This window comes from Actinoplanes sp. NPDC089786 (assembly GCF_040684855.1).
In the GTDB taxonomy this organism is placed as follows: Bacteria; Actinomycetota; Actinomycetes; order Mycobacteriales; family Micromonosporaceae; genus Actinoplanes.
This window is the reverse complement of record NZ_JBFBGU010000012.1, coordinates 118,765-144,209: the sequence shown is the minus strand read 5'-3', so window position 1 is coordinate 144,209 and position 25,445 is coordinate 118,765. Positions and strand designations below refer to the sequence as shown.

Annotated in this window: 26 protein-coding genes and 1 pseudogene; 12 read left to right on the top strand and 15 right to left on the bottom strand. The window is 70.3% G+C overall.

Going from position 1 to position 25,445, the window contains the following annotated elements; all coding sequences use genetic code 11:
• Positions 1-82 precede the first annotated feature (82 nt).
• The 6 genes and pseudogenes from AB0O15_RS29365 to AB0O15_RS29340 all read right to left on the bottom strand — a co-directional run.
• On the bottom strand, positions 83-760 hold the full coding sequence (locus tag AB0O15_RS29365) for a response regulator transcription factor (protein ID WP_364324657.1): 678 nt from the start codon (positions 758-760) through the stop codon (positions 83-85).
• On the bottom strand, positions 757-2,025 hold the full coding sequence (locus AB0O15_RS29360) for a histidine kinase (protein ID WP_364324654.1): 1,269 nt from the start codon (positions 2,023-2,025) through the stop codon (positions 757-759). Before AB0O15_RS29360 ends, AB0O15_RS29365 begins: the two co-directional genes overlap by 4 nt.
• Positions 2,026-2,100: 75 nt before the next feature.
• Positions 2,101-2,949, bottom strand: a complete 849-nt coding sequence (locus tag AB0O15_RS29355) for an ABC transporter permease subunit (RefSeq protein ID WP_364324651.1) — start codon at positions 2,947-2,949, stop codon at positions 2,101-2,103.
• The gene (locus AB0O15_RS29350) at positions 2,946-3,872 is read right to left on the bottom strand and encodes an ATP-binding cassette domain-containing protein (protein WP_364324648.1); all 927 of its coding nucleotides are present in this window, start codon (positions 3,870-3,872) and stop codon (positions 2,946-2,948) included. The genes AB0O15_RS29355 and AB0O15_RS29350 overlap by 4 nt, the downstream gene beginning before the upstream one ends.
• 177 nt (positions 3,873-4,049) lie before the next feature.
• The gene (locus tag AB0O15_RS29345; RefSeq protein ID WP_364324918.1) at positions 4,050-4,301 is read right to left on the bottom strand and encodes a hypothetical protein; all 252 of its coding nucleotides are present in this window, start codon (positions 4,299-4,301) and stop codon (positions 4,050-4,052) included.
• 52 nt (positions 4,302-4,353) lie between these two features.
• Positions 4,354-4,692: pseudogene (locus AB0O15_RS29340) on the bottom strand (FAD-dependent oxidoreductase); the annotation flags it as partial.
• A gap of 422 nt (positions 4,693-5,114) precedes the next feature.
• Between AB0O15_RS29340 and egtA the strand changes: the two are divergent.
• The 4 genes from egtA to egtD are packed head-to-tail and all read left to right on the top strand — an operon-like array spanning position 5,115 to position 9,359.
• On the top strand, positions 5,115-6,344 hold the full coding sequence (gene egtA / locus AB0O15_RS29335; RefSeq protein WP_364324645.1) for an ergothioneine biosynthesis glutamate--cysteine ligase EgtA: 1,230 nt from the start codon (positions 5,115-5,117) through the stop codon (positions 6,342-6,344).
• Positions 6,341-7,639 (top strand): ergothioneine biosynthesis protein EgtB, encoded by a 1,299-nt coding sequence (gene egtB / locus AB0O15_RS29330; protein ID WP_364324642.1) that lies wholly within the window; start codon positions 6,341-6,343, stop codon positions 7,637-7,639. The genes egtA and egtB overlap by 4 nt, the downstream gene beginning before the upstream one ends.
• Positions 7,639-8,382: an ergothioneine biosynthesis protein EgtC gene (egtC, locus tag AB0O15_RS29325; RefSeq protein ID WP_364324639.1), complete on the top strand. Its 744-nt coding sequence runs from the start codon at positions 7,639-7,641 to the stop codon at positions 8,380-8,382. Before egtB ends, egtC begins: the two co-directional genes overlap by 1 nt.
• Positions 8,379-9,359: an L-histidine N(alpha)-methyltransferase gene (gene egtD / locus AB0O15_RS29320; protein ID WP_364324636.1), complete on the top strand. Its 981-nt coding sequence runs from the start codon at positions 8,379-8,381 to the stop codon at positions 9,357-9,359. Before egtC ends, egtD begins: the two co-directional genes overlap by 4 nt.
• Before the next feature lie 120 nt (positions 9,360-9,479).
• Here egtD and AB0O15_RS29315 read toward each other — a convergent pair whose 3' ends face one another.
• Positions 9,480-10,466, bottom strand: coding sequence for an aldo/keto reductase (locus AB0O15_RS29315; protein ID WP_364324912.1), 987 nt, complete (start codon positions 10,464-10,466; stop codon positions 9,480-9,482).
• A gap of 176 nt (positions 10,467-10,642) precedes the next feature.
• Here AB0O15_RS29315 and AB0O15_RS29310 point away from each other — a divergent pair, with 176 nt between their 5' ends.
• The gene (locus AB0O15_RS29310) at positions 10,643-11,470 is read left to right on the top strand and encodes an AraC family transcriptional regulator (protein ID WP_364324633.1); all 828 of its coding nucleotides are present in this window, start codon (positions 10,643-10,645) and stop codon (positions 11,468-11,470) included.
• On the opposite strand, the gene AB0O15_RS29305 is transcribed toward AB0O15_RS29310, so the two are convergent.
• The 4 genes from AB0O15_RS29305 to AB0O15_RS29290 all read right to left on the bottom strand — a co-directional run bounded on the left by AB0O15_RS29305 (position 11,465) and on the right by AB0O15_RS29290 (position 13,735).
• Positions 11,465-12,415 (bottom strand): TIGR03619 family F420-dependent LLM class oxidoreductase, encoded by a 951-nt coding sequence (locus tag AB0O15_RS29305; protein WP_364324630.1) that lies wholly within the window; start codon positions 12,413-12,415, stop codon positions 11,465-11,467. The two genes, AB0O15_RS29310 and AB0O15_RS29305, sit on opposite strands and share 6 nt — an antisense overlap.
• 73 nt (positions 12,416-12,488) lie before the next feature.
• Complete coding sequence (locus tag AB0O15_RS29300) at positions 12,489-12,758, bottom strand: hypothetical protein (protein WP_364324627.1); 270 nt, start codon at positions 12,756-12,758, stop codon at positions 12,489-12,491.
• The gene (locus AB0O15_RS29295) at positions 12,715-12,852 is read right to left on the bottom strand and encodes an NAD(P)-binding domain-containing protein (protein WP_364324624.1); all 138 of its coding nucleotides are present in this window, start codon (positions 12,850-12,852) and stop codon (positions 12,715-12,717) included. The genes AB0O15_RS29300 and AB0O15_RS29295 overlap by 44 nt, the downstream gene beginning before the upstream one ends.
• Positions 12,853-13,000: 148 nt before the next feature.
• Complete coding sequence (locus AB0O15_RS29290) at positions 13,001-13,735, bottom strand: SDR family oxidoreductase (RefSeq protein ID WP_364324622.1); 735 nt, start codon at positions 13,733-13,735, stop codon at positions 13,001-13,003.
• Positions 13,736-13,927: 192 nt separating this feature from the next.
• Between AB0O15_RS29290 and AB0O15_RS29285 the strand changes: the two genes are divergently transcribed.
• A complete protein-coding gene (locus AB0O15_RS29285; RefSeq protein WP_364324619.1) occupies positions 13,928-14,566 on the top strand; it encodes a TetR/AcrR family transcriptional regulator in 639 nt (212 codons plus the stop codon).
• Positions 14,567-14,623: 57 nt separating this feature from the next.
• Here the strand turns inward: AB0O15_RS29285 and AB0O15_RS29280 are convergent, their stop codons facing one another.
• Positions 14,624-16,096 carry an FAD-dependent monooxygenase gene (locus tag AB0O15_RS29280; RefSeq protein WP_364324616.1) on the bottom strand — a complete coding sequence of 491 codons (1,473 nt, stop codon included), beginning with the start codon at positions 16,094-16,096 and terminating at the stop codon, positions 14,624-14,626.
• A 79-nt stretch (positions 16,097-16,175) separates the two neighbouring features.
• On the opposite strand from AB0O15_RS29280, the gene AB0O15_RS29275 reads away from it, so the two are divergent.
• The gene (locus AB0O15_RS29275) at positions 16,176-16,841 is read left to right on the top strand and encodes a TetR/AcrR family transcriptional regulator C-terminal domain-containing protein (protein WP_364324613.1); all 666 of its coding nucleotides are present in this window, start codon (positions 16,176-16,178) and stop codon (positions 16,839-16,841) included.
• A gap of 104 nt (positions 16,842-16,945) precedes the next feature.
• Here AB0O15_RS29275 and AB0O15_RS29270 read toward each other — a convergent pair whose 3' ends face one another.
• Positions 16,946-17,698, bottom strand: a complete 753-nt coding sequence (locus AB0O15_RS29270; RefSeq protein ID WP_364324610.1) for an alpha/beta hydrolase — start codon at positions 17,696-17,698, stop codon at positions 16,946-16,948.
• Between the two features lie 89 nt (positions 17,699-17,787).
• Here AB0O15_RS29270 and AB0O15_RS29265 point away from each other — a divergent pair, with 89 nt between their 5' ends.
• Positions 17,788-18,984, top strand: a complete 1,197-nt coding sequence (locus AB0O15_RS29265) for a LysR family transcriptional regulator (protein WP_364324607.1) — start codon at positions 17,788-17,790, stop codon at positions 18,982-18,984.
• Between the two features lie 119 nt (positions 18,985-19,103).
• Positions 19,104-19,808, top strand: coding sequence for an SDR family oxidoreductase (locus AB0O15_RS29260; RefSeq protein WP_364324604.1), 705 nt, complete (start codon positions 19,104-19,106; stop codon positions 19,806-19,808).
• A 109-nt stretch (positions 19,809-19,917) separates the two neighbouring features.
• Here AB0O15_RS29260 and AB0O15_RS29255 read toward each other — a convergent pair whose 3' ends face one another.
• Entirely contained in the window at positions 19,918-21,705 is a 1,788-nt protein-coding gene (locus AB0O15_RS29255; RefSeq protein WP_364324601.1) for a HAMP domain-containing sensor histidine kinase, read from the bottom strand.
• Positions 21,705-22,391, bottom strand: a complete 687-nt coding sequence (locus tag AB0O15_RS29250) for a response regulator transcription factor (protein WP_364324598.1) — start codon at positions 22,389-22,391, stop codon at positions 21,705-21,707. The genes AB0O15_RS29255 and AB0O15_RS29250 overlap by 1 nt, the downstream gene beginning before the upstream one ends.
• Before the next feature lie 98 nt (positions 22,392-22,489).
• Here AB0O15_RS29250 and AB0O15_RS29245 point away from each other — a divergent pair, with 98 nt between their 5' ends.
• The 3 genes from AB0O15_RS29245 to AB0O15_RS29235 are packed head-to-tail and all read left to right on the top strand — an operon-like array spanning position 22,490 to position 25,442.
• On the top strand, positions 22,490-23,671 hold the full coding sequence (locus AB0O15_RS29245; protein ID WP_364324595.1) for an efflux RND transporter periplasmic adaptor subunit: 1,182 nt from the start codon (positions 22,490-22,492) through the stop codon (positions 23,669-23,671).
• Positions 23,668-24,864, top strand: a complete 1,197-nt coding sequence (locus tag AB0O15_RS29240; protein ID WP_364324592.1) for an ABC transporter permease — start codon at positions 23,668-23,670, stop codon at positions 24,862-24,864. Before AB0O15_RS29245 ends, AB0O15_RS29240 begins: the two co-directional genes overlap by 4 nt.
• A gap of 35 nt (positions 24,865-24,899) precedes the next feature.
• A complete protein-coding gene (locus AB0O15_RS29235) occupies positions 24,900-25,442 on the top strand; it encodes a hypothetical protein (protein WP_364324589.1) in 543 nt (180 codons plus the stop codon).
• Positions 25,443-25,445: the final 3 nt, after the last annotated feature.

Sequence of the window (25,445 nt, the reverse complement as noted above, 5' to 3'; positions counted from 1 at the left end):
CGAGAACCGAAACAGGCGTTCGTACAGCAGGGTCTGCACCGTGAGGTCGACATCCTTGTGTGCTCTTTCACGCAGGAAGGGCTCACGCTGGGTCGCGTGGCCGGGTCAGCCCCAGGTCGTACGCGAAGATGACGGCCTGGATCCGGTCCCGGGCGCCGATCTTGGCGAGCACTCGGCCGACGTGGGTCTTGACCGTGGATTCGGAGAGCACCAGCCGCTCGGCGATCTCGCCGTTGGTCCAGCCCCGGCCGATCGCGACCAGAATTTCGCGCTCACGTTCCGTCAGCGTTCCGAGTCGCGGGTCCGCGGCCGGTCGTTCGGTGGCCGCAGGGCCGCCGAGGTGGTGGGCGAACGCGTCGAGCAGGCGCCGGGTCAGGGTGGGAGCGATGATCGCGTCGCCTGCGGCGACGGCGCGGATCCCGGCGAAGAGCTCGTCCGGGTACGCGTCCTTGAGCAGGAAACCACTGGCGCCGGCCCGCAGCGCGGCGTGCACGTACTCGTCGAGGTCGAACGTCGTCAGCATGAGGATGTGCGAGCGGCCGCCGTTCGCCACGATCCGCCGGGTGGCCTCGATGCCGTCGAGTCCGGGCATCCGCACGTCCATCAGCACGACGTCGGGGCGCAGCTCGGTGGTCTGGCGTACCGCTTCGACGCCGTTGCGGGCCTCACCGACCACTTCGGTGCCCGGGTTGCTGTCCAGCAGCATCCGGAAGCCGAAACGTTGCAACGGCTGGTCGTCCACGATGAGGACGGTGATCATGCCGGTTCACTCCCCAGTTCGAGGTCGGCGGCTACCACCCAGCCGCCGCCGGGCGCCGGGCCGGCCGTGACCGTCCCGGCGTAGAGAGCGGCGCGCTCGCGCATGCCTACCATGCCGTGGCCCCCGGGAGCGGGGGGACCAGAACGGCCGCCGCCGGGTCGGCCGGTGTCACGAGCCGTGATCCGCAGCCGATCACCGTCGACCAGCACGGTCAGGTGGACGCGGGTATGCGGCCCGGCGTGCTTGAGCGCGTTGGTCAGCGCTTCCTGCGCGATGCGGTAGGCCGCCAGTTGCACGCCGGAGTCGATGGCGCCGAGGGCTCCGGCGCTCTGGTACTCGACCTGCGGGCCGGCGGCCCGGATCTGCTCGCACAGCAGGTCCAGGTCGGCGATGGTGGGTTGCGGGCTGAGGTTGAGCTCGTCGGTCTCCTCATGGAGCACGCCCAGCATGCGGCGTAGCTCGGCGAGGGAGGTGCGGCCGGTGTCGCCGATCAGCCGGAGCGCCTCCTTGCTGCGTTCGGGGACCGCGTTCATCGCGTGTCCGCCGCCGTCGGCCAGGGTGATGATCACCGAGAGGCTGTGGCCGAGGATGTCGTGCATCTCGCGGGCGACCCGTGCCCGCTCGGTGGCGACCGCGAGCCGGTGGCGCTGGTCGCGTTCGATCTCGAGTTGGGCGGCACGTTCGCGCAGTGCGGCCAGCTGGGCGCGGCGGATCCGGATCGCGAAGCCGAGCGCGACCGCGGCTGTTCCGACGCTGCCGACGAAGAACAGCACATCCCGCACCGGGACGACGTCGGACAGCCGTTCGGCCACCAGGACCACCGCCACGGTCAGACCGGGCACGGCCCAGGGCAGGCGGCTCAGCCGGCCGTACAGCACCAGGCTGTAGATCGAGACCAACAGCGCGACGTCCGCCCGCAGCATGATCCCCGCCGCCCACTGCGCCACGAAGAACGTCAGGACGGTGAGGAACACGGCCAGCGGGGTGCGGCGCCGCCACCACAGCGGCACCACCAGCACCGACTGCAACACCAGCATCTGCGGCAGCGGACGCTCGGTGAAGGCGATCGGCGCGTCGTCCGGCCGGCCCCGGTCGGGAACCAGGTCAGGCAGGCAGAACCAGAGGAAGACCACCACCACCGTGGCGGTGTCGAGCACCCACCGATGCCTGGCGTGCCACTCCCGCACGCGTTGGGCGGCGTGGAGCAACCGGACGGCAACGGGATGCCCGACCAAGATTCCGACCGCGCTGTCCTCGCTGCTCACCGGCCCATCCTCCAGCAAAGCGGCGGACGGCACCCGGTCAGGCCGGATGCCGTCGCGCGAGTGTTCCGGCCGCGATCAGGCGTCCGACCGCTTCAGCCGGTACGCGGCGCCGCCGAGTGCCAGCGCGGTCCAGCCGAGCAGGACCAGCAGCCCGGCGCCCGCCGACAGCGTCCCGGTGGAGTGGTGCAGGGCGAAGATCGACTCGCCGGCGTTGCTGGGCAGGTACGGGGTGAGATCGTCGCGCCAGGACTTCGGCAGCAGCGACATCAGACCCGGCACCAGCAGAAATGTGCCGACCAGGGCCGAGATGCCGCCCGCGGTCGAGCGCAGCAGGGCGCCCAGCGCGACCCCGATGACACCGATCACGGCCAGGTAGAACCCGGCGCCGAACAGGCCGCGCAGGACACCGTCGTCCGAGATGCTCATCTCGAGCGGGGTGCCGGACAGGACCCCACTGCTGATCATGAACCCGGCGAAGACCCCGACCGTCGCGACGACGAAGGCGAGTGCCCCGTAGACGGCGGCCTTGGACCACAGCACCGGCAGGCGTCGCGGCACGGCGGCCAACGTCGACCTGATCATGCCGGTCGTGTATTCGCCGGAGGCGGTCAGCACGCCCAGCACGCCGAGCGCGATCAGGGCGAACGGGACTCCGAAGAGCGCCAGGCTGTAGGTCGTGGCGTCGGCGAAATCGGGGTCCATCGGCTGGCCGGAATCGATCTGCGACTTGTAGCGCAGCGCCGCGATGGCGCCGAAGCCGAGCAGGAACAGCAGCCCCAGCCCGAGCGTGATCCAGGTCGAGCGCAACGACCACAGCTTGGCCCACTCGGAGCGCAGCACCCGCCGGCCGGTCACTTTCAGGTGGCGATCGACGTGCCGCACCGGCGCGGTTCCGGCGGGTCGGGTGTCGGTGACGATGCTCATGCTGCCCTCGCAGGGGTGTTTGTGGCGTGGTATTCGACCGAGTCCTTGGTGAGGTCCATGAACGCCTCCTCGAGGGAGACGGTCTTGGCGGTGAGCTCGAACAGGGTGAGACCGCGGCCGGCCGCCTTGCGCCCGATCTCCCGCGCCGACAGACCGGTGACGCTGAGCTGCTCGGACCCGGGGCGCCCGGAGATCTCGACACCCGGCGCGGCCAGCACCCGGCGCAGCTCGGCCGGGTCGTCGGTGGCGACCACGACGGTGTCGCCACCGGCCCGCAGGACCAGATCCTGCACGGTCGTGTCGGCCAGGACCCGGCCCCGTCCGACGATGATGAGCCGGTCGGCGACCAGCGCCATCTCGCTCATCAGGTGGGACGAGACGAAGACGGTGCGGCCCTCGGCGGCCAGGCCGGTGAGCAGGTTGCGGATCCAGAGCACACCCTCCGGGTCGAGCCCGTTGACCGGCTCGTCCAGCATGACCGTCTGCGGGTCCCCGAGCAGCGCGGCGGCGATACCCAGGCGCTGGCCCATGCCGAGCGAGAACACGCCGGCGCGCTTGCGGGCCACCGACTGCAACCCGGTCAGCTCGATCACCTCGGTCACCCGGGCCCGGGAGATTCCATGGGTGTACGCGAGGACCTTCAGGTGGTCGAACGCCGAGCGCCCCGGGTGGATCGACCGAGCCTCGAGCAGCGCGCCGACCTCTTGCAGCGGGGCGGGATGCCCGGCGTAGCGGCGGCCGTTGACCGTCACCGTCCCGGAGGTCGGCGCGTCCAGCCCGATGATCATCCGCATGGTGGTGGACTTCCCGGCGCCGTTCGGCCCCAGGAAGCCGGTCACCGCGCCCGGCCGGACGGTGAAGTCCACGCCGTCCACAGCGGTCTTGTCGCCGTACCGTTTGGTCAGCTGTCGCGCCTCGATCATCGCTCCCCCATCGGAGTTCCGCCGCCGATGTCGTCGGCGTCCTGCCAAGGACGCTAGGTCCGGGTGATCACCGATCCGTGGTACCGCGGTACCGTCTTCGGCCGGCGCCGTGGTACCGCGGTATCACTTCCGATGCGGGCGATGTCCATTGCTTGCTGCGAAGGAGCGGAGCCTGAATCAGGCGACCGGGGCGGTCGTCAGCATCCAGTGGCTGAACTGGGCCCAGCGTTGGGCGTACTCCGCGGCGTCGGACGCGCGCTCCAGGTCGAGCGAGAACGCGCGGACACGATCGAACCCGGCCATGCGAGCCTCCTCGTACCGGACAAGCGCCGTGCCCGTGTCCGGCGCCTCCGCCAACGCCGCGCGCAGCACACCGGCGTCCTCGATGCCGAGTGTGCCGCCCGACGCGATGTGGACCACCCGCCACATCTACGACAACCTCGTCGCCGCGGTCGTCGAAGCCGGTCACGTGAGCATCGAGACGGATGCTGGCCGGACCGACAGCCTCAGCAAGCAGCTTGATGAGAACGGATCGCGGCACCATCAACGCCCGATCGGACACACCGAGTCCTTCACCGAGAACATCTCGCCCGTCGGTGTCGAAGAGCCGGCCCACGATTTCGTGACCCACCTTGCGGATGTCCGGTCCGACCCCGATCCTGTCGAGTTCACGCATCGCGTTGCTCCACAGACTGATGGCGGCGCCACTCGATCGGATCTCGGCCGCCTGCTCCAGGACGGTGACATCGTGCCCGGCGTCCTGCAGGGTGGCGCCGGTCGTCAGCCCGACGAGGCCGCCGCCGACGATGACAATTCGCATGGTTCTTTCCTAGCCGCGAACGCCCGGGACAGACCCTGATCCGACGCGGCCATGGCCGCCCGCACCCCGAAGAATGTACGTTTTGTCGAGAAGGAAAGGCTTGGCGGTGACCCACCGGAGCAGCCCGTTTCCCTGGCCGTCCCGCGCGGTGCCGACCTCCACAACGTGGACGCCACCCCGCTGCGCGCGCACCGGTCGCACGGGCACCGACGGATCTTCCGGCCCACCTCGCGTTCGAGCGGCACCTCCGGAACGCGCCCCCGAGAACACAGTGACACAGCTCATATTTCTGCACGAATCCGCTGGCTGTGGCCGGTCCATCCGCCCCAACATCAGCCGCTGTCCGCTGGGTTCCGTCGTACCTCTGGCCTAACGTCCGATGTTGTAGACGGCAGTTCAGCTTCGTAACGGGGGTCGGTCCGATGACGACGCTCGACCGGGACACCATCGACGCCGACCATGAGTTGCGCACTCTGGAGGCCGTCGAGGGACACATCCGCGCCATCTGTTTCAAGACGGGACCGCCGGAGCTGATCGGCGCCGAGCTCGAGTGGACCGTGCACCATGCGACGGCACCTCAGGCGCCTCTCCACCCGGCAGCTGTTCGGCGCGTCCTCGGCCCGCACGCACCGACCACCATCCGACCAGAGCACTCGCCCGATCCCCTGCCCGCCGGCGGCAGCGTCACCCTCGAGCCGGGCGGGCAACTAGAGATCTCCTCGGCCCCGGCCCCGTCGACCGCCGCGCTGCACGCGGCCGTGACCGCCGACGTCGCCCACCTGACCAGCCTGCTGAGCGAAGGTGGTCTGCGCCTCGGCGAGCACGGTATCGATGCGCACCGCCCACCCCGCCGTCTGCTGGACACGCCGCGCTACGCGGCCATGGAGCGGACCTTCGACACCCGCGGCCCGCACGGGCGCGTCATGATGAGCAGCACCGCCGGCCTGCAGGTTTGTCTCGACGCCGGTACCCCGGCCGAACTCGGGGTCCGCTGGGCCACCGCACACGCGCTCGGCCCGCCGTTGATCGCCCTCTTCGCCAACTCCGCCCGCCACGCCGGTCGGGACACCGGCCTGGCCTCAGCCCGCATGGCGGCGTGGTGGGGCATGGATCCCCGCCTCACCCATCCGCCGCTCGAGCCGGTCGGTGACCCGGTCACCGCCTGGGTCCGGTACGCGCTGGCCGCTCCCCTGGTCTGCGTCCGCCGCGGCGATGGCCGCTGGGATCCACCGCCCGGAGCGACCCTCGCCGACTGGGTCACCGGGGTTCTCCCGCGGCCGCCCACCGCGAGCGACGTCGAGTACCACCTGAGCACGCTCTTCCCGCCGGTCCGCCCGCACGGCTACCTCGAGGTTCGCTATCTCGACGCGCAGCCGGGTGACGAATGGATCGCGCCGGTGGCGATGCTCGCCGCCCTCTTCGCCGATCACCGGACCACCGAGCGGGCGCTGGAGCTGGCTCAGCCGGTGGCTGGGCGCTGGCGCAGCGCGTACCGCCGCGGGCTGGCCGACCCGGCACTGCGCCGCTCCGCCGCGACCCTCACCGAGCTGGCCGCGGACCGGCTGTCCCTGCCCGCCGACCTCAGCACCCACGTCGTCGAGACCGTCCAGCGGCGTCTGCGCCGCGCCGATGTCACCGAGGAGCAGCGATGAGCGTCGAGACCGAACGCCTGCGCAGCCTGGTCGCCACCGAACTGAATCGGGCCCGCGACCGCACCGTTCTGCTCACCGAGGCAGTCGACGAGGAAGACCTGATCCGGCAGCACTCACCGCTGATGTCCCCGCTGGTGTGGGACCTGGCCCACGTCGGCAACCAGGAGGAGCTCTGGCTGGTCCGCGACGTCGGCGGCCGCGAGCCGGTGCGACACGACATCGATGAGCTGTACGACGCCTTCAAGCATCCGCGCCGCGACCGCCCGCAACTGCCGCTGCTCGGGCCGGCCGAGGCCCGCCGCTACGTGGCGACGGTGCGGGACAAGGTGCTCGACGTCCTCGACCACTCGCGGCTGGACGGGACGCCGCTGGTGGAGCACGGGTTTGCGTTCGGCATGATCGTCCAGCACGAGCAGCAGCACGACGAGACCATGCTCGCCACCCACCAGCTGCGGGCCGGCGCGCCCGTGCTGCAGGCGCCACCACCGCCCGGCGCGGCGGTGCCGGTCGGCGGCGAGGTGCTGATCCCCGGCGGTGCGTTCACGATGGGTACCAGCACGGAGCCGTGGGCGCTGGACAACGAGCGCCCGGCCCACCGGGTCGACGTAGCGACGTTCTTCATGGACCGGGCGCCGGTCACCAACGGGCAGTACGCCGCCTTCCTCGACGCCGGGGGATACGACGATCCGCGCTGGTGGAGCCCGGCGGGGTGGCGACACCGGCAGACGGCCGGGCTGAGCGCGCCGCAGCACTGGCAGCGGGACGGCGACGAGTGGGCGTACACGCGGTTCGGGCGCATCTCGCGGATCATCCCGGACGAGCCGGTGGTGCACGTCTGCTTCTACGAGGCGGAGGCGTACGCGGCGTGGGCCGGCAAGCGGCTGCCCACCGAGGCCGAGTGGGAGAAGGCCGCGCGGTTCGACCCGGCGACCGGCCGCTCCCGGCGCTTCCCATGGGGCGACGAGCCACCCACCGCCGACCACGCGAACCTCGGACAGCGGCACCTGCGGCCCGCCGCCGCGGGCGCGTACCCGGCCGGCGCCTCGCCGAGCGGGGTGCACCAGCTCGTCGGGGACGTCTGGGAGTGGACGTCCAGCGACTTCCTCGGCTACCCCGGGTTCGTCGCGTTTCCGTACTCGGAGTATTCGGAGGTCTTCTTCGGCCCGGAGTACAAGGTGCTGCGCGGCGGATCGTTCGGCACCGACGCGGCCGCCTGCCGCGGCACCTTCCGCAACTGGGACTACCCGATCCGCCGGCAGATCTTCAGCGGATTCCGCTGCGCGCGGGACGCCTGATGTGCCGTCACCTCGGGTACCTCGGACCGCCCGTACCCCTGTCGGCGGTGTTGTTCGATCCTCCGCACGGGCTGGTGCGGCAGTCGTGGGCGCCCAAGGACATGCGCGGGGGCGGCACCATCAACGCCGACGGGTTCGGGATCGGCTGGTACACGCCGAACGGTGCGGTCAGGTACCGGCGGCACACCCCGATCTGGAGCGACCTCACGCTGGCGGGGCTGGCGGCGACGGTGACCTCGACCACGGTGCTCGCCGCCGTACGCAGCGCCACCGTCGGGATGCCCGTCACCGAAACCGCAGCCGCGCCGTTCGGTGAGGGCCCGTGGCTGTTCAGTCACAACGGGATCGTCGCCGGCTGGCCCGGCTCGATGGCGAAACCGGCCTCGGCCCTGCCCACGACCGATCTGCTCACCCTCGACGCTCCCACCGACGCGGCCCTGCTCTGGGCATTCGTCCGCGATCGGCTGCGGGCCGGCGCCACCCCGGCCGACGCCCTCGCCTCGGTCGTGGCCGAGGTCGAACCGGCCGCGCCCGGCTCCCGCCTCAACATGCTGCTCACCGACGGAACGTCGCTCGCGGCCACCACCGCCGGTCACTCGCTGTCGGTCCGGCGCCGCGCGGCCGACGTCGTCGTGGCCTCCGAGCCGTTCGACGACGATCCCGGCTGGCAGCCCGTCCCCGACCGGACCCTGCTGATCGCCACGGCCGCCACCCTCACCACGAAGACCCTGGGAGAACTGTGAACGTACCCGCCCTCGACGTCCACCTCGACGACGACGAGATCAGCCGTAGCCTGCGCAGTGACGTGATCACCGGACTGACCGCCGAGAAGAAGTGGCTACCGCCGAAGTGGTTCTACGATGCCCGGGGCAGCGAACTCTTCGAGCAGATCACCGAGCTGCGCGAGTACTACCCGACCCGCGCCGAGCGGCAGATCCTCACCGACCGGGCCGCCGAGATCGCCCGGCACACCCGGGCGCGGTCACTGCTCGAACTCGGCTCGGGCTACTCCACCAAGACGCGCCTCCTGCTCGACGCGCTCACCGCGTCCGGCGTCCTCGAGACCTTCGTGCCGATGGACGTCTCCCCCACCGCGCTGGCCGCGGCCGCCGACCGGATCACGGCCGACTATCCCGGTCTGCGGGTACACAACGTCGTCGGCGACCTCACCCGCCACCTGAAGCACCTGCCGGTCGGCGGTGACCGTCTCGTCGCGTTCCTCGGCGGCACGATCGGCAACCTCCTGCCGGCCGAGCGGGCGGCTTTCCTCGCCGAGGTGCGTGCGGTGCTCGAGCCCGGCGAGCACCTGCTGCTCGGCACCGATCTGGTGAAGAGCCCGAGCGTCGTGGTGCCGGCGTACGACGACGCGCAAGGGGTCACCGCGGCGTTCAACCGCAATGTCCTGCGGGTCCTCAACAACAGCTTGGACGCCGACTTCGATCTGGACGGGTTCACCCACGTCGCGCTCTGGGACGCCGAGCAGGAGTGGATCGAGATGCGGCTGCGCGCCCGCTGGCCGATGCGCGTGACGATCCCCGGCGCCGACCTGGTCGTCGACTTCGCGGCCGGCGAGGAGGTCCGCACCGAGGTGTCCGCCAAGTTCAGCCGTTCAGGCGTGCAGAGAGAGCTGACCGAGGCCGGGTTCACCCTCGACCACTGGTGGACCGACCACGACGGGCTGTTCGCCGTTTCCCTCGCCAAGGCCATTCCGCTGAGCTGAGGGCGGCAACAGCGCCGTCAGGCGCACCGGTGGGGAGGAGAGAGGCCCCGGACCGCTACCCGGGCGGTCCGAGGCCTTTCGATGGCGGCGGCCGGCGCATCTCCTGCCGGCGTCACCACATCACCAGTGGGGCATCAGCGCTACCGGATAGCGGGCGCCGGCCGCGCCGTGCGGCAGTACGGCGTGAATACGTTTCAGATCCCCGTCGGTCAGGGCAAGCGACGCCGCGCGGACGTTCTCCTCGACCCGTCGTGGGTCACGGGTTCCGGGGATCGGGACGATGTCGTCTCCTTGGGCGAGGAGCCAGGCCAACGCGAGCTGCGCGACGGTGGCGTTCTTTTCCCGGGCGATCGCGGTCAGCTCACCGACGGCCGACACGTTGCTTTCGTAGTTTCCGGGCTGCCAGCGATCGTCCCAGCTGCGCATGTCGTCCGGCGGATACGCTGCCGCCGGCCGCACGTCGCCGGTCAGAAATCCCCGACCGAGGGGTGAGTACGGTACGAAGCCGATGCCGAGTTCCCGCAACGCCGGCAGCACATCGGCCTCTACCGCGCGCTCGAACACCGAGTACTCGGTCTGCAGCACGGACACCGGATGAGCCGCGTGGGCCCGCCTGATCTCGTCCTCACCGGCCTCGCTGAGGCCGAACCACCGCACTTTCCCTTCGGCAACCAGCTCACCCACCGTTCCGGCGACGTCCTCGATCGGCACGGCCGGGTCAACCCGATGCTGGTAGAGCAGGTCGATGTGGTCGGTGCCCAGGTGACGCAGGCTGTTCTCGGTGACCTCGCGGATGTGGTGCGGCCGGCTGTTCAGCGCCGTGCCGATCTTGGCCGGATCGCTGAGGTCGTAGCCGAACTTCGTAGCCAGCACGACCTCACCGCGGAAGCCCCGGACCGCACGGCCGAGGAGCTGTTCACTACTGCCGGTGCCCAGCCCGTACAGCTCCGCGGTGTCGAACAACGTCACCCCCAGCTCGTACGCCCGATGGATCGCCGCAGTGCTCCCGCCGGGATCGCCGGGACCATAAGCCATGGTCATGCCCATCGTGCCCAGCCCGACAGCTCCGACCCGCAACCCTTGCGAGCCCAGCTGACGAGTTGGCATCTGCCCGTTAGTCATGGCCGCAACGCTATGCATGACTCACGGCCGCGGCATGGGCCAGTACGTGCGTAGTGTTGCCTGATTCTCTCGGCGAAAGGTTTCGGCGCATGCTCGACGAACTGGCCGACGTTGTCGCCCGGCACAGCGTCCCGATCTGGGTGGACACCATGATTCCCCGGTTGACGCTCGTCCGGATGGACAGCTCGACCGACCCCCACGACATGCTGTATGAGCCGATGATCTGCTTCGTGGCCGCGGGCGTCAAACGCATCGAGGCGGGCGACCTCAGCTGGCGCACGGGCGCCGGCACGATGTTTCTGAGCTCGCTGGAAGTGCCGATCACGGCCACGTTCGACCAGGTGCCGTACCGCTCGGTGGTACTCCGGCTCGACGGCCGGGTGCTCTCGGACCTCCTGCTCGAACTGGGCGGCACGCCGCCGCGAGAAGCACCCGACGCCGGCGGGATGTCGAGTGCGCCGGTTACGCCGGCGCTGATCGACGCCGTTCTGCGTTGGGTGCGGTTGCTGGACACGCCGGAGGACATTCCGGCGCTGGCCGGCCGGATCGAGGGCGAAATCCTGTACCGGCTGCTGACCGGGCCGCTGGGCCCGACGCTGCGCCAGTTCACGTTGGCCGACTCGCGCGTCGCGCAGGTACGAACCGCGGCACAGTGGATTCGCCGGCATTTCAGGGAGCCGTTGACAGTGGAGGCCGTGGCCGCAGCCGGTCAGATGAGCGTGGCGTCGTTGTATCGGCACTTCAAGGCGGCGACCGGGATGAGCCCGGTCCAGTTCCAAAAACTACTGCGCCTGCAGGAGGCGCGCCGGCTGTTGGTGTCCGGGCAGGTGACCGCGGCCGGGGCGGCGGGCGCGGTCGGGTATGCCAGCGCGACCCAGTTCAACCGCGAGTACAACCGGCAGTACGGGATCTCACCCGGCCGCGACACCGCGATGTTGCGCAGCCGCCTGGCGGTGGACGCGGTGACCAGCCCGAGCGCGGGCTCATAACCTGCCGGTACGCGCGATCACCTGGCCGGCGAAGTCGAGCATCTCGTCAAGGCCGGTGAACATCCTGAACGGATCGAAGTACGCCTCGTCAACGCCGGACTCGGCGTACCGCTGCAACCTGTCCGCCAGCGAGCCGACGGACGTGCCCGGTTCGAGGTTGATCCGCATGGCCGTCTTCAGCGCGTCGGGATCGCGGCCGGCGTCCTGCGCCGCTCGGCGCGCGATCGACCACAGGCGGTCGGCGCCCGCATCCCGCCCGCCGGCCGCGGCAGGCGCCGGCCCCTCGACCCCGAGCCAACCGACCCCGCTGCGGCCGACCCGGCGCATGGCGGCCTCGCTGGCACCGCCGATCCAGATGGGTGGGCCGCCCACCTGGACCGGACGCAGGCCGGCGTGTACCGGTGGCAAGGTGAAGAACTCGCTGGTCCAGGCCACGGGATCGGTCGTCCACCACGCGTGCAGGAACGCCAGCATGTCATCGAGCATCTTGCCGCGCCGGTGCCAGTCGGCGCTGCGGCTGACGTCGTACTCCTGCTTCATCCATCCCAGCCCCACACCAACGCCAAGGCGGCCGTCGCTGACCACGTCGAGCGTGGTCAGCAGCCGGGCCAGGTGCGGCGGCTCGTAATAGAACGTGCTGAGCGTGCTGGCGTTCAGGCGCATCCGGCTGGTCGCCGCCGCGGCGACGGTCAACAGCAGCACCGGATCGAGGGAGCGGGTCATCTGCGGCCCGAGGGCCAGGTAGTCATCGCCCACATCAATCGGCGTGACCAGGCGATCGCCGACCCACAGGGTGTCGTAGCCGAGGTCCTCGAGTCCGCGGCAGAACGCGCTCAGGCCCGGGGCGCCGCTGACGGCGGGCCCGACAATGGGAATCACGAAACCGAGCTTCATCGCGAGAGTCTCCTCGGGCAGAATCGTTGGCCAACATTCGACATCCGACATCAATGGATCGGTGATCCATCAACCATCGCCCGGGGCGCACGGCGACCTGTTCGCCGGCTGCTCCCCCGGGCGCTCAGCCGGCGAACTCGTTGACGCCGAGAGCGAAGTCGAAGTGGCCGACCCCGTTGCCGGCGAGGCCAACCGTGGCCAGACCCATTCCTTCCAGCCAGTGCGCCATCTTCAGACCGCCGACGTCCAGCGGGCGCAGCCCGAGGCTCTGGATGAATGCCGCCACGTCCGCCTTGGCCTGCGCGTTGTCGCCGGCGATGAACACGTCGGGCCGGCCATTCTCCAGGACATTACGGAAGATGGTGTTGAAGCCCTTCGGCCTTGGCCTGATCACGTCCCATGACCTCGACGGTGTTGCCGCCCGCCACCGCGAGCGTGCCGATGGCGCGTGCCATGTTTCCCGTACCGATGAGGGTGATGCTGCTCATGAGTGTTCTCTCTTTCCGTTCTCGAGGAATCTCGACGGCGGACGGCAGCGGACGCCAACCATGGTCACCTCGGCAACCTTGCCGTCCGCGTCCTTGCCGTCCGCGTCGAGGAGATGCGGCCCATCCCCGTTGACCGCGAATCTTCGGTTCAGATCACTGTGGTGCCGCCGTCGGCGACCAGCTCCATGCCATTGACATAGCTCGAGTCGTTCGAGGCGAGGAACAGGGCGACCGACGCGATCTCTTCCGGGTGGCCCATCTCTCGCCGCGGGATCACGGATTCGAACTGCGCCTTCATCTCCGCGTCCATCACCTGCTCCAGAACCGGCGTGGCGACCTGGCCGGGAGTCAGCACGTTCACCCGGATCTTCCGGTCCCGCAACACCCACACCCACACCCGCGCGTAGGCGGGCAGCACGGCCTTGCTCGCTGCGTACGCACTCCAGCCGGGGTAGCCCCGCAGCGACGCGTTCGACCCGGTCATGAAGATCGAGCCGCCATCGTTGAACAGCGGCAGCGCCTTCTGGACGGTGAACAGCGTGCCGCGCGCGTTGAGCGAGAAGAGGGCATCGAAGTGCTCCGCCGTCATCTCGCCGAGCCCGCCCTGCTCTCCCATCCCGGCACTTGCCCACAGCACGTCGATGTGGCCCTTTTCCCGCTTGACCGTGTCGAACAAGCGGTCCAGATCGTCGAGGTCGGCCGCGTCACCCTGGACGCCGGTCACGTTCCGGCCGATCAGCTTGACGGCTTCGTCCAGCGCGTCCTTCCGCCGGCCGGTGATGAAGACATGAGCTCCCTCGTCAACGAACAGCTTGGCACCGGCCAGCGCCATCCCGCTTGTCGCGCCCGTGATTACCGCAACCTTGCCATCGAGCTTTCCCACGATCACTCCGTTGAGTTGAGTTAGGTACACCGTTCTGTTTATGTAACGTACCCGACGGTCGGCGGGAGCACAAGCTACGTACACCGATCGGTACCGCACTCGGCCGTGAGACGCCGGGCACGGTCCAGGCGCAGGGTGTGGTTAACGCGATCTATGTAGACCGATCGGTACCGAACGAGCTATGCTGCGGCCATGACGGAGTTGGAGAAGGGGCCCCTGGGCCGGCGCCGCGGCCGGGGCGCGCACGAGCGCATCCTCAGCGCGTCACAGCAGCTGTTCCGGGAGCAGGGCATCAACCGCACCGGCATGGACCAACTCTGCGCCGCCGCCCAGGTGTCCAAGCGCACGGCCTACCAGCACTTCAGCAGCAAGGACGAACTCGTCGCCGAATACCTGCGCCGATTCGATCCCGACGTCATGCCCGGGGTGTTCGACCGCACCGACCTCACACCCCGCGAACGACTCCTCGCCGCCTTCGAGATGCCCGCGTCCACGCCGCTGTGCCCCTACATCGGGGCGGCCGTCGAACTCCACGACCCCCAACACCCCGCGTCCAGGTACGCACGCGACTACAAGACCGCCATCGCCGCGCGGCTCACCGAAACCGCCCGCGAAGCCGGCGCCACCAACCCCGAACAGCTCGGCGAACAACTGGCGCTGCTGATCGACGGCGCCTCGGCCCGCACCCGAGTCCTCAACAGCGATTCCTTCCCCACCGCCGCCGCCATCGCCGCCGTCCTCATCGACAACGCCATCCCCACGTCATCTCCTCGGGAGCCCACCGATGACCGCGGAACCATCGGGACCACTCCCGTTCCGGTGGCAGGCTGATCACGCGTCGTCGCCCGGAAGACGTCGCCGGGCTCGGCGGGGCCGGAGAGCGGGTCGCTAGATCTGGCCGCGGCCATCCGTACGTTCCGTCTGCCGACCCGCCCAGGCCATCAGCGCGTTCGTGCGCTCGACAACCGGCCGGTCGTCGCGGCTGAGCCAGGCGACGTGGCCGTCCGGGCGGACGAGGACTTCGGTGACGCCGGCCAGGGCTGGGTGCGATCCGGACGAGGCGGTCCCGAGGACGACGCGGTCGGCCCAGCCGGCGACCTCTCCCGTCGCCGGACCTACGCCGGACATCGTGAGCAGCAGGAACGAGCCCCCGTGGAGCAGTTCGTAAACGCTGGCGTGGGAGGACAACGCGATATCCGGCATACGGGCGCCGATCAATGGTTCCGCGGACGTGCCGTACCGGGTGTCCAGTGCCGATACCGCGCCGGCGATCCGCCGGTTGACGACGTCGATGCCGAGCAGATCGTCGAGCAAAGCGCGCAAGGCTGTGGCCGGCCGCTCGTACTGCCCGACCAGCGTCAGCTCCAGCAGCAAGGTCTGCACCTCGGTGTTGGCGGTGACGGCGGCACCGACCGGATGACGCTCATCGTGATACGTGTCGAGCAGTCCGTCCGGCGCCCACCCGTGCACCGCCGCGGCCAGCTTCCAGCCGAGGTTCACCGCGTCCTGCAGCCCGGCGTTGAGGCCTTGCCCGGCCGCCGGGAAGTGGATGTGCGCGGCGTCGCCGGCCAGCAGGACGCGGCCGGCCCGGTATCGCATGGCAAGCCGGGTGGCGTTGCCGAAGCGGGACAGCCAGCGGGGCTCGGCGACGCCGAAATCTGTTCCGCAGGATCGCAGCAGCGAGGTCCGGAATTCGTGGAGGGTCACCGGCGTCGACGACGACTCCCGCATCCGTTGCGGGTCGACAACCACAAAGCGGGTTGTCCCGTCGCCGAGCGGAACGGCCAGCACGCCACCGGATTCGGCCCGGCTCAGGGTGGAGGCGTCGACGACGGCGAAGTCGCCGAGCATGCCGGTGAGGGTCTCGTCGGTTCCGGGAAACTCGATCCGGGCTGCTCGCCGGACGACGCTGCGGCCACCGTCGCAGCCGACGACATATTTGGCCGTCAGCTCGGTGTCGCCGACCGCGACGGTGACACCGCCGTGGTCCTGGGAAACTCCGGTTACTGCCGAGCCACGCGAGATCGGTACGCCCAGGTCGCGCACCCACTCGGTCAGCAGCCGCTCGGTCTGCGCCTGGGCCAGGAACAGCGTGTAGCCGTGCCGGCTGTCCAAGGCGGCGAAGTCCAGCCGCGTCGGTAGTCCCGCGAAGTGCCATCCGGGAACGGGCTTGCCTTCCACCAGGAAGGCATCGGCCAGCCCGCGCTGGTCCAGCACCTCGACGCTACGCGGATGCAGGGTGAGGGCCCGCGAGTGGCGTTGCGGCGAGTCGCGCCGCTCCACGACCCGCACGCGGACGCCGGCCAGGGCCAGTTCCCCGGCCAGCATGAGGCCGGTGGGGCCCGCTCCAACGACGATCACCTCGGCATCCATCCGATGCCCCCTCCGTCTGAATTATTGAACAGCGTTCACGTGAACGGCGTTCACTATAGTGGGGAGCATGGCCTCCTTGGCAACCCCCGAACCGCAGTCCGGTCCCGCCCGCGGCCGGCCGCCCAGGCTCGACCGCGATCGCACCATCGACGAGGCGTTGCGGCTCCTGGACGAGGGCGGGCTGGACGCGCTGACGATGCGTCGCCTCGGCGATGCGCTGGACGCGCGGGCCGGAGCCCTCTACCGGTACTTCGCCACCAAGCAGGATCTGCTCACCGCGATGGCCGAGCGGATGCTGGCCGGTTGCGGGGACGTCGCCGACAGCCCGGACTGGAAGCAGACCGTCACGGCGCTCGCCCATCGGCTGCGCGCCCGCCTGCTCGCCCATCGCGACGGCGCCCGCGTCTACGCCGGCACCCGCTCGGTCGGGCCGAACACGCTGCAGTTCGCCGAGACCGCCGTCGCGTCGCTCATCAAGGCCGGCTTCGCGCCCAGCGACGCCGCACGGGCGATGTTCGCCATCGTGCATTTCACTGTCGGGCACACCCTCGAGGAGCAAGCGGCCGCCGGCGACCCGGCCGACGTCATGCGACTGCGGGCCGCCCTGGACTCCGGGACCTATCCCGCGCTGGCAACCGCCGGCGCGGCACTGACCGATCCCGGCTTCGCCACCCACTTCGAGTTCGGGCTCACGGCGCTGATCGACGGCCTGCGCGTCAGGCCGCGGAGATAGGTCCGGAATCCTGGCATCGGCGGGGCGGGCCGACGCCTGCGGGACGGGGCCATTACCAGTCACCATGCGTGAGCGGCGCGCAGACCGCCTCAGGCCGTTGGACCCTAGCGCGCCACAGTTGCCCAGAACGCGCGCAGGGTGTCGGCGGCCCGTTCGGGGTCCTGCAGCATCCAGTAGTGGCCGACACCGTCGAGCTCGCGGAGGAGGGCGCCGGTCGTCGCGGCGACCTCCTCGTTCTGGGCGCGGACCTCGTCCGGGTCGACGCCGTCCATCACGTCGCCGGTCGGCATGAGGATCAGGCCGGGAGCGTCGATCGGCCCGGCCTTCCAGTCGGCGGCGAAGTTCGGCCACGCGGAGCGGTAGAGCGCCAGGATCGCGGCGTCCATCGTCTCGTCGTGCGCCGCGTCGATGTCGGCTCCCACCTCGGCCGTCAGGCCGCGCGGGCCCAGCAGCTGACCGAAGGTGCCGGGAGTGCCGGCGCGGACGGACGCGAGGGACTGCTCACCCTCCGGGCTCTGTTGCCACATGGTGGCGATCGGATGCCACCGGTAGCCGGGATGCCAGCCGTAGGCGACGTCGGAGACCCAGCTGCGGACGGGTACGCCGGGGAAGGCAGATACCACCCGCATGACCAGATGGCCGCCCCAGTCGTGGCCTACGAGATCGATGTCGTCACCGAGCTCCCTCAGCTGGTCGGCGAGCCAGACGGCGTACGCGTCCTTGTCGATCAGCTCCGGCGGCCGGGGCGAACCGAAGCCGGGGAGCCGCTGGGCCACGCTGTCACCCGGGAGCAGACGCCGGACGGCGTCCCAGAGGGCCGGCGTTTCCGGCACACCATGAACGAAGACTGTGGTCATGACCAACGATCCTTCGTGCCCCCGAGCCCCATGGCCAGGCCGATCCCGGCATGCGCGGCCATGCCGGGCGGGCATGTCAGACTGGCGGGGTGGCCGACGTCGAGCTTCGCCAGTTGCGCTACCTGATCGCCGTCGCCGACGAGGGCGGCATCACCCGTGCCGCCGCGAGCCTGGGGATGACCCAGCCCGCCCTGACCCGGGCCATCGCCACCCTCGAACGGTCCGTGGGGGTCGCCCTCGTCGACCGGCTGCCGCGCGGGGCCGTCCTGACCGCCGCCGGCGACATCCTGGCCGACCGGGCCCGGGCGATCGACCGGGAGGTCGCCGCCGCCGTCCGACAGTCCCGGGAGGTCGGTGTGCGCAAGCCACCCATCCGGGTCAGCGCCCGCGCATGCGACTACGAGCTGCTCGGCGAATTGATCACCGCCAACCCTGGCCATCAGGTCGAGCCGGTCATGGCCCACTGGCGGACGCAACTGGCATCGTTGCGCTCCGGGGCGGTGGACATCGCTCTGGTCGGCGGCGAGTTCGACGAGACCGCCCTGGAAACCGCCCTGGTCACCGTCCAGGAACGGGTGGCGATACTGCCCGCGAACCACCGGTTCGCCGGGCGGGACGTCGTCGACCGCGCCGGGCTTCTCGCGGATCACGTCCTGGGCTGGGCCGGCACCACCGGACCGGAGCGCGATCACTGGCTGGACGGAGCGCCCCTGGCCGGGCCCGAGGTGGAGGACCTGCTCCAGCTCATCGTGCACGTTCGTTCCGGCAACGGCATCGCGTTCGTGCCGCTGCCGATGGTGGCCGAGATCCCGTCGCTGCCCGGGGTTCGCCTGGTCCGGGTCAACGGCCTGGTTCCGGCACGGGTCCGGCTGGTCTGGAGGTCGGATCAGACGTCGACCAGGGTCGCTCGGTTCGTCGCCGCGTGCGAGTCCCGTGACTCGGCGAGCATGAGTGACCGGACAACCTTCTGTGGCGAGGTTCTGCCAGAGGTGGAACCGGCCGGCGACCTACACCGCCTCCAGGGCGGCGGTCCAGGCTGCTTCGGCGTAGGCGCTGGCGCGATCTCGCCGCTCGTCGCCGCGGCAGCAATCGATCCAGTTCGAACGACCTCAGTCGGCGTTCGGGCGCTTCCGAGAGATGAGCCCGGACCTCGTAATCGGGTTGGAGAGTCCGCAGGGCTGACGGAGCTCCCGGTGAAGCGCACGCCAGGACCCCTGTGTTCGTTCAGTGACCGGAAGATGGTTGACACGTTAACCAGTACTGAACTAGGTTCACACATTAACTAGTCTGCCGGCCCGGCCGCCCGTGCGGCGTGACTTCGTCGGACAACCACTCGGCCGACGTCAGTTCGCGGCGGCGAACATGTCGCTCCCGCCGGCACAACCACAGAAGGACTCGCGGATTCATGAAGTCAGTACTGATCGTCGGAGCAACACAGGGAACCGGTCTCCAGCTCGCGGCTGAGTACGCGCGCCAAGGTGCGAACGTGGTGATCACGGGGCGCGACGCGCAGCGGGCCGCCGACGTGGCCGCGGAGCTGTCCAAGGACGTGACCGGGACCGTTTCGGGCATGGCCCTGGACCTGAGCGTGCCGGGCGAACTAGCTGGTGTCCTGGCCTCGACCGAGCGAATCGACCGCCTCGCCATCGTCGGCGCGGTCCGAGACCGCAACACGCTGGCGACATACGACATCGCGAAAGCCACCGAACTGGCCGTCACGAAGATCGTCGGCTACACGGCCGTGGTCAGCGCACTGGCCCCACGGATGGCCAAGGACGCCTCGATCCTCATCTTCGGCGGTATGGCCAAGGCCTACCCCTACCCCGGTTCCACTACCGTCACCGCGGTCAACAGTGCGGTCACCGGGGTGGTCCGGACCCTGAGCGTCGAACTGGCCCCCGTCCGGGTCAACGCGATCCACCCCGGGCCGATCGAAGACAGCCCGTTCTGGCAGGACGAAAGCCGCAAGGACATGGTGGACTTCTGGCGCAAGCAAGCACTCACCGGCGAACTCGCCCGCATGGACGACATCGTCAACGCCAGCCTGTTCCTGCTGGAGAACCCGCTCGCCAACGGCATCGACCTGTCCGCCGACGGCGGACACGTCTGAGCCTGTCGGACCCGCACGGACGGTCCGGGTTCGTCAGCGCTACAGGAAAGCGCTACAGGAAACAGCCACAGCCTCATCGCCGCGGGACGAGGTTGAGCCTCGTGCCGGATCACGAACCGTTGGCAGGAAGGTGCGCAGGCAGGGTGACCGTCAGCTCCGTACCGTGACCCAGCCGGCTCTCGATCGTGATCGTTCCGCCGTGCGCCTCCGCGAGCTTGCGGGCGATCGGAAGGCCGAGACCGGTGCCGCCGGTGCTGCGGCTGCGGGAGGCGTCCGCGCGCCAGAACCGGTCGAATACCCTGGGCAGGTCGTCGGGGGCGATGCCGACCCCGGTGTCGGCCACCGTGATGGTCAGCGCTTCGTCGGCGAGCCTCGTGCTGATCGTGACGCTACCGCCCGGCCTGGTGTGCCGGATCGCGTTCGTGACGAGGTTGCCGGCCAGCTGGCGCAGGCGTACGGGGTCGAGGACCAGCACCAGCTCCGCGCCGGCGGTGTCCTGCCGCAGCGTCACCCCAGCCTGCTCGGCCGTGGCGCGGTGAGCCTCGACGACCTGCTCCAGGTTGTCGGCGATCCAGACCGGCTCCGGGTGCAGCCGCAGAGTGTCCGCGTCCGCGGCAGCCAAGTCGCGGAGATCGTCGATCACGTGCTGCAGCAGTTTCGCCTCGCCCAGGATCACGCCCAGCAATGCCGGGCCGAGCGGCGTGAGACCGTCCTGCGCCGCCTCGACCCGGCTACGGATCACGGTCAGCGGCGTACGCAATTCGTGCGCCACGTCCGCGACGAGCTGCCGGCGCTGTTCTTCCACCTGCCGGCGCCGCTCGGACAAGTCGTTGAACGCGGCGGCCAGGTAACCGACCTCGTCACGGGTGGACACCGCCACCGGGCTCTGCCGGTCGACGGGCTGGCGGGCGGCCTCGGTGAGCGCGTGCAGCGGCTGGACCAGGCGGCGACCCGCCAGGACGGTCGCGCCGACGGCGACGAGCAGCACCGCGGCGGTGCCGAGGGTGATCGTGGCGAGATTGCCGCGGGAGAGGTTGAACGCCGGCTGCGCGGCGCCGGTGTCCGAGTCCGTGACGAACATCTGGGCGGGCGGTGCGACGTACGGCCGCAACTGCGCCCGGCGGGCCCGATCCACGCAGTCGCTGATCTGCTCCGAGCTGGCACCGGGCAGCACGGCGTAGACGGTGAAATCGGGCTGGATCGCCACGAACTCCTCGCCGCGCGCTCCCAGGCACTTCCGCGTCTGTCGCTCGAGGACAGTGAGAAGTTGCTGCTCGCTTCTCGTGGCGAAGCCCAGCCCATGATCGGTACGGCAGCCGGCCGTTTCGTTCTTGGCGTCGGCGCTCAGCAGCCGGACGACGGGACGGCCGCTGGGCGTGACATCGACGGTCGCGTCGAAGCCCTGCTTGCGCATGCAGGCCACCTCGGCGTCGGCGGTGGTCCGCAACTGGAGGCGCTCGAGCGGCGGCAGGGCGTACGGGCCGACGGCCCGGGGGTCGATGCGGTCCGTGCCGTCGGTGAGCGCCGCGTCGACGTGCAGCGGGTCGATGGTCGCCGCCGCCCGGGCCGTGCGCAGCGACGGGCCCGGCCCCGAGTCGGCGATGAGGCGCTGGTCCTCGCCGATCAGGGTGATCCGGCGGTCGAGTCGCGCGGACTGCTCCCGCAGCACGGGTTCGACGTCGGACCAGGAACGATGCGTGGCCGCGTAGCCGAGCAGCAGGTCGTAGACGCTCTTCTCCTCGCCCAGCGAGCGGCCCTGCTCCTGGCGGACGGCGCTGGTCGCGGTGCGAGCGACGAGCCAGGCTGTCGAGAGGGTCGCACAGATGGCGATCAGGATCGAGGTCGTCAGCAGCCGGGTGGTCAGCCGCCGGTGCAGCGGTAGCCGCGGCGGGCGCATCAGGTGCCGTCGGTGAGGCGGTAGCCGACCCCGTACACCGTCAGCAGGTGCGCCGGGCGCCGCGGATTCGCTTCGATCTTGCGGCGCAGGTTCATGACGTGCATGTCGATGGTGCGGGCGTTGGACTCCCGGTCGAACCCGCGAGTGTGCTCCATCAGCTGCGCCCGGCTGAAGACCTGACCGGGGTGCGCCGCCATCGCTGCGAGGATGGCGAACTCCGCCGGCGTACAGTCGATCGCCGCGCCGTCGGCGGTGGCTCGGTGCTGGCCGAGGTCGACGACGAGCCGGCCGATCCGGTGCAGCGTGCCGGCCGTGGCAATCTGTGCCCGGCGGCGCAGCAGGGTCCGCACCCGGGCGACGAGTTCGCGTGGGCTGTAGGGCTTGGTCAGATAGTCGTCGGCGCCCACGTCGAGGCCGAGCAGCAGGTCGTCCTCCCCAGCGCGGGCGGTGAGCATGAGGACCATCACGTCGCTTTCGCGGCGCAGCGTGCGGCAGACGGTCAGCCCGTCGAGGTGCGGCATCATCACGTCGAGGATCAGCAGGTCGGGTTCGTGGTCCCGGGCCCGGGCGAGCGCGACCCGGCCGTCGAGGGCCACGGCGGTGTCGTAGCCCTCGGCGTCGAGGTACCACTGCAGGACCTCGGCCTGCCGCGGGTCGTCCTCGGCGATCAATACGTACGCGCACATGCGGCGACTATAGGTCGGGGCGGCCCACCGCCGGAGCCGCTGATGATCACACAGCCGCGTTGACAGCAAGCGGACAATTCCCATCCACAATCGCGGTCATGCTCTCTTCTCACCAGGCCCGGCGCGTCCTGTACGGTGCACTGGCCCTCGCCGTGACCGGCGGCGCCGTGGTCATCGGGATGCGATTGGCCCATCATCAGCCCCCGGCCGGCGAACCGGTCGGTTTCGTGGCGGTCAACACCACGGAGGTCGTCGAGCAGACCATGTCGACGAGCGAGTCGCTGCCCGGCAAGCTGGGCTTCGGAGCGACGCGACCGGTCATCGGCACCCGCGAGGGCGTCGTCACCTGGCTGCCGCGGGCCGGCACCACCATCGGGCGGGGCGACCAGATGTTCCGGGTCGACGACGAAGCGGTGTCGTTGTTCCTCGGCGGCATGCCGCTCTATCGGACGCTGAGTGAGCCCGGCACGGTGGGCCGCGACGTACGGGTCGTCGCCGAGAACCTCGAGGCGCTCGGCTATCCGATCGGCCGTCAGCCGAAGAGTGGCGAGCGCGTGACACAGCAGTCTCCCGCCCGACCCACGGCTTCGTCACCGGCACCGTCAAATTCGCCGGAGCCGGCGGCGGCTCCCGCGCCGGTGTCCCGCTCGGTGGTGGTCGGGCGCGGTGAGGGCGTGTACACCCGGTCATTGATCACTGCCGTGAAGAGCTGGCAGCGCGCCGAGCGGCTGCCGGTGACGGGCCGGATCGAGGCGGCCGACGTCGTCGTCTTCCCGGGCGCTGTCCGCGTCAACTCGCTGTCGGTGCAGTTGGGTGCCCCGGCGTCCGGGCCTCTGCTGACCGTTTCGACCACCGCCAAGGTCATCACGGTGGCGGCCGAACCCGGACAGGCGGCCGCGATCGACAAGGGCGACCGAGTCACGATCACGATGCCGGACAACGACGAGGTCCCCGGCACGGTGAGCTCAGTGGGCGCCACCGCGCCGGTTGAGGGATCCGGCGACGAGCCCGGCTTCACCGTGGTCGTCACGGTGAACGATCCGAAGGCGGTCGCCGCGCTGGACGCCGGTCAGGTGCAGGTCACCTTCACCGCCGAGACGCATCGGGACGTGCTGGCCGTGCCGGTCGACGCGCTGCTCGCGCTCGCCGAGGGCGGCTACGCCGTACAGACCGAGGACGGCCGGCTCTTCGCGGTGAAGACGGGCCTGTACGCCAAGGGCTACGTCGAAATCACCGGCGCGGGCCTGACCGCCGGCATGCGCGTGGTGACGGCGTCATGACCGACACCCGGCGCGTACGCCTGTCACCGCTTGATCTGCTGGCCCTGGGGCTGATCGGCATCCGGACCCGGCGGGGACGGGCGGCGCTGTCAGCCATCGGCATCGCCATCGGCATCGCGACCATGATCGTGGTGATCGGCATCCCGGCGTCGAGCCAGGCCTCGCTCGTGCGCGAGCTGTCCGCGCTCGGCACCAACGTGCTGGAGGTGCGAACCCCGCCCGACGCCGATCCACCGGTCGCCTTCCCGCCCACGGCGCTCGGCATGGTCGAGCGTATTGGCCCGATCCTGCGTTCGGGCGCGGTCGGCAACACCCACGCGGTGGTCCGCCGCTCCGATCAGGCCGGCGCCGCCGGCTCCGGGCTGGCGGTCCTGGCCAGCAGCCTCGACCTGCCGGAGAGCGTCAACGCCCGGATCGCCCGGGGCCGGTGGCTGGCCCCGCCCGCCTCGGCGTTCCCCACGGCGGTGCTCGGCGCCGTGGCGGCGACCAGGCTCGGCATCAACCGGATCGACGGCTCCCCCGGCCCGCTGATCCTGATCGGGAACACCTGGTTCACCGTCATCGGCATCCTCGCCCCGATACCGCTCTCCGCCGAGCTCGACCGCTCGGTGCTGGTCGGCTGGGAAGCGGCCCGCGACTGGCTCGGCTTCGACGGGCGCCCCACCGTCGTGTACGTCCAGTCGCAGGAGGACGCGATCGAGTCGGTACGCGCCGTGCTGCCGGCCACCGTGTACCCGCAGAGTCCCGGCAAGGCGATCGTCACCCGGCCCTCCGAAGCGCTGGCGGCCAAACGCCTCACCCAGACCGCGTTCGCGGCGCTGTTCCTCGGGCTGGCCGGCATCGCCCTGCTGGTCGGCGGGATCGGGGTGGCCAACACCATGGTGATCTCGGTGCTGGAACGACGGTCCGAGATAGGGCTGCGCCGGGCGCTGGGGGCGAACCGTGGGCAGATTCGCGGGCAGTTCCTCACCGAGTCCGTGGTGCTCTCGGTGCTCGGCGGCGCCGCCGGAACAGCTCTGGGACTGCTGACGACGTTCGGCTATGCGACGTATCAGGGGTGGCCCGTGGTCATACCCGGCGCCGCGGTGCTGGCCGGCCTCGGCGGCGCCGTACTGATCGGCATGGTGGCCGGCGTCTATCCCTCCGTCCGGGCCTCCCGGCTGACCCCCACCCAGGCCCTCGCCGCGAATTGACAGGTTCTATACACCTCTGGTCCAGGCTGAGGCGCATGCGAAAAGCAGTCACCATCATCGTCGCGGCTCTGGCCCTCGCCGCCTGCGGGACCTCGGACCCCGAACCGTCGGCCAAGCCGAAGGTAGCCACCCTGCAGAGCGCCGCCCCGTCGGCCAAACCGCCCGCCGACGAGGAGGACAAGCGCCCGCTGATCAGGGCGGACACCTCCCGGGAAGAGGTAGGCAGGATGGGTGAGGTCTACAACCGATGCCTGCGCGACCACGGCCTGCCCGGGAAGGACCTGGGCCACGGCATGTGGAAGCCCACCGTGGAGGAGGAGTCGGGAACGCACCCCGAGGCGTTCGCGGCATGTCACGGCAAACAACCGGAAATTGCCATGGAGCGCCTCAAACGACAGAACTTCGAGGAGTACGCGGACCGCTACCACGCGTTCGTCAAGTGCATTCAGGACGCGGGCGTCGATGTCTCCGTCCGCGGAGACGGCCCGTTGATCACCTTCAACAAGGAGGGTGACAGCTTCGATGACCGGGTCACCAAGATCACCGAGAACTGCTCGAAGCTCACCAAGTTCCAGTAGCAA

Excerpts from the sequence above, each read along its gene's own strand:
- AB0O15_RS29355 (WP_364324651.1), bottom strand. The coding sequence starts at position 2,949 with ATGAGCATCGTCACCGACACCCGACCCGCCGGAACCGCGCCGGTGCGG.
- AB0O15_RS29255 (WP_364324601.1), bottom strand. The coding sequence starts at position 21,705 with ATGCGCCCGCCGCGGCTACCGCTGCACCGGCGGCTGACCACCCGGCTG.
- AB0O15_RS29240 (WP_364324592.1), top strand. The coding sequence starts at position 23,668 with ATGACCGACACCCGGCGCGTACGCCTGTCACCGCTTGATCTGCTGGCC.
- AB0O15_RS29260 (WP_364324604.1), top strand. The coding sequence starts at position 19,104 with ATGAAGTCAGTACTGATCGTCGGAGCAACACAGGGAACCGGTCTCCAG.
- AB0O15_RS29245 (WP_364324595.1), top strand. The coding sequence starts at position 22,490 with ATGCTCTCTTCTCACCAGGCCCGGCGCGTCCTGTACGGTGCACTGGCC.
- AB0O15_RS29275 (WP_364324613.1), top strand. The coding sequence starts at position 16,176 with ATGGCCTCCTTGGCAACCCCCGAACCGCAGTCCGGTCCCGCCCGCGGC.
- AB0O15_RS29270 (WP_364324610.1), bottom strand. The coding sequence starts at position 17,698 with ATGACCACAGTCTTCGTTCATGGTGTGCCGGAAACGCCGGCCCTCTGG.
- AB0O15_RS29250 (WP_364324598.1), bottom strand. The coding sequence starts at position 22,391 with ATGTGCGCGTACGTATTGATCGCCGAGGACGACCCGCGGCAGGCCGAG.
- AB0O15_RS29345 (WP_364324918.1), bottom strand. The coding sequence starts at position 4,301 with ATGTGGCGGGTGGTCCACATCGCGTCGGGCGGCACACTCGGCATCGAG.
- AB0O15_RS29295 (WP_364324624.1), bottom strand. The coding sequence starts at position 12,852 with ATGAGCAGCATCACCCTCATCGGTACGGGAAACATGGCACGCGCCATC.
- AB0O15_RS29305 (WP_364324630.1), bottom strand. The coding sequence starts at position 12,415 with ATGTCGGATGTCGAATGTTGGCCAACGATTCTGCCCGAGGAGACTCTC.
- AB0O15_RS29315 (WP_364324912.1), bottom strand. The coding sequence starts at position 10,466 with ATGCCAACTCGTCAGCTGGGCTCGCAAGGGTTGCGGGTCGGAGCTGTC.
- egtB (WP_364324642.1), top strand. The coding sequence starts at position 6,341 with ATGAGCGTCGAGACCGAACGCCTGCGCAGCCTGGTCGCCACCGAACTG.
- AB0O15_RS29235 (WP_364324589.1), top strand. The coding sequence starts at position 24,900 with ATGCGAAAAGCAGTCACCATCATCGTCGCGGCTCTGGCCCTCGCCGCC.
- egtC (WP_364324639.1), top strand. The coding sequence starts at position 7,639 with ATGTGCCGTCACCTCGGGTACCTCGGACCGCCCGTACCCCTGTCGGCG.
- egtA (WP_364324645.1), top strand. The coding sequence starts at position 5,115 with ATGACGACGCTCGACCGGGACACCATCGACGCCGACCATGAGTTGCGC.
- AB0O15_RS29285 (WP_364324619.1), top strand. The coding sequence starts at position 13,928 with ATGACGGAGTTGGAGAAGGGGCCCCTGGGCCGGCGCCGCGGCCGGGGC.
- AB0O15_RS29365 (WP_364324657.1), bottom strand. The coding sequence starts at position 760 with ATGATCACCGTCCTCATCGTGGACGACCAGCCGTTGCAACGTTTCGGC.
- AB0O15_RS29350 (WP_364324648.1), bottom strand. The coding sequence starts at position 3,872 with ATGATCGAGGCGCGACAGCTGACCAAACGGTACGGCGACAAGACCGCT.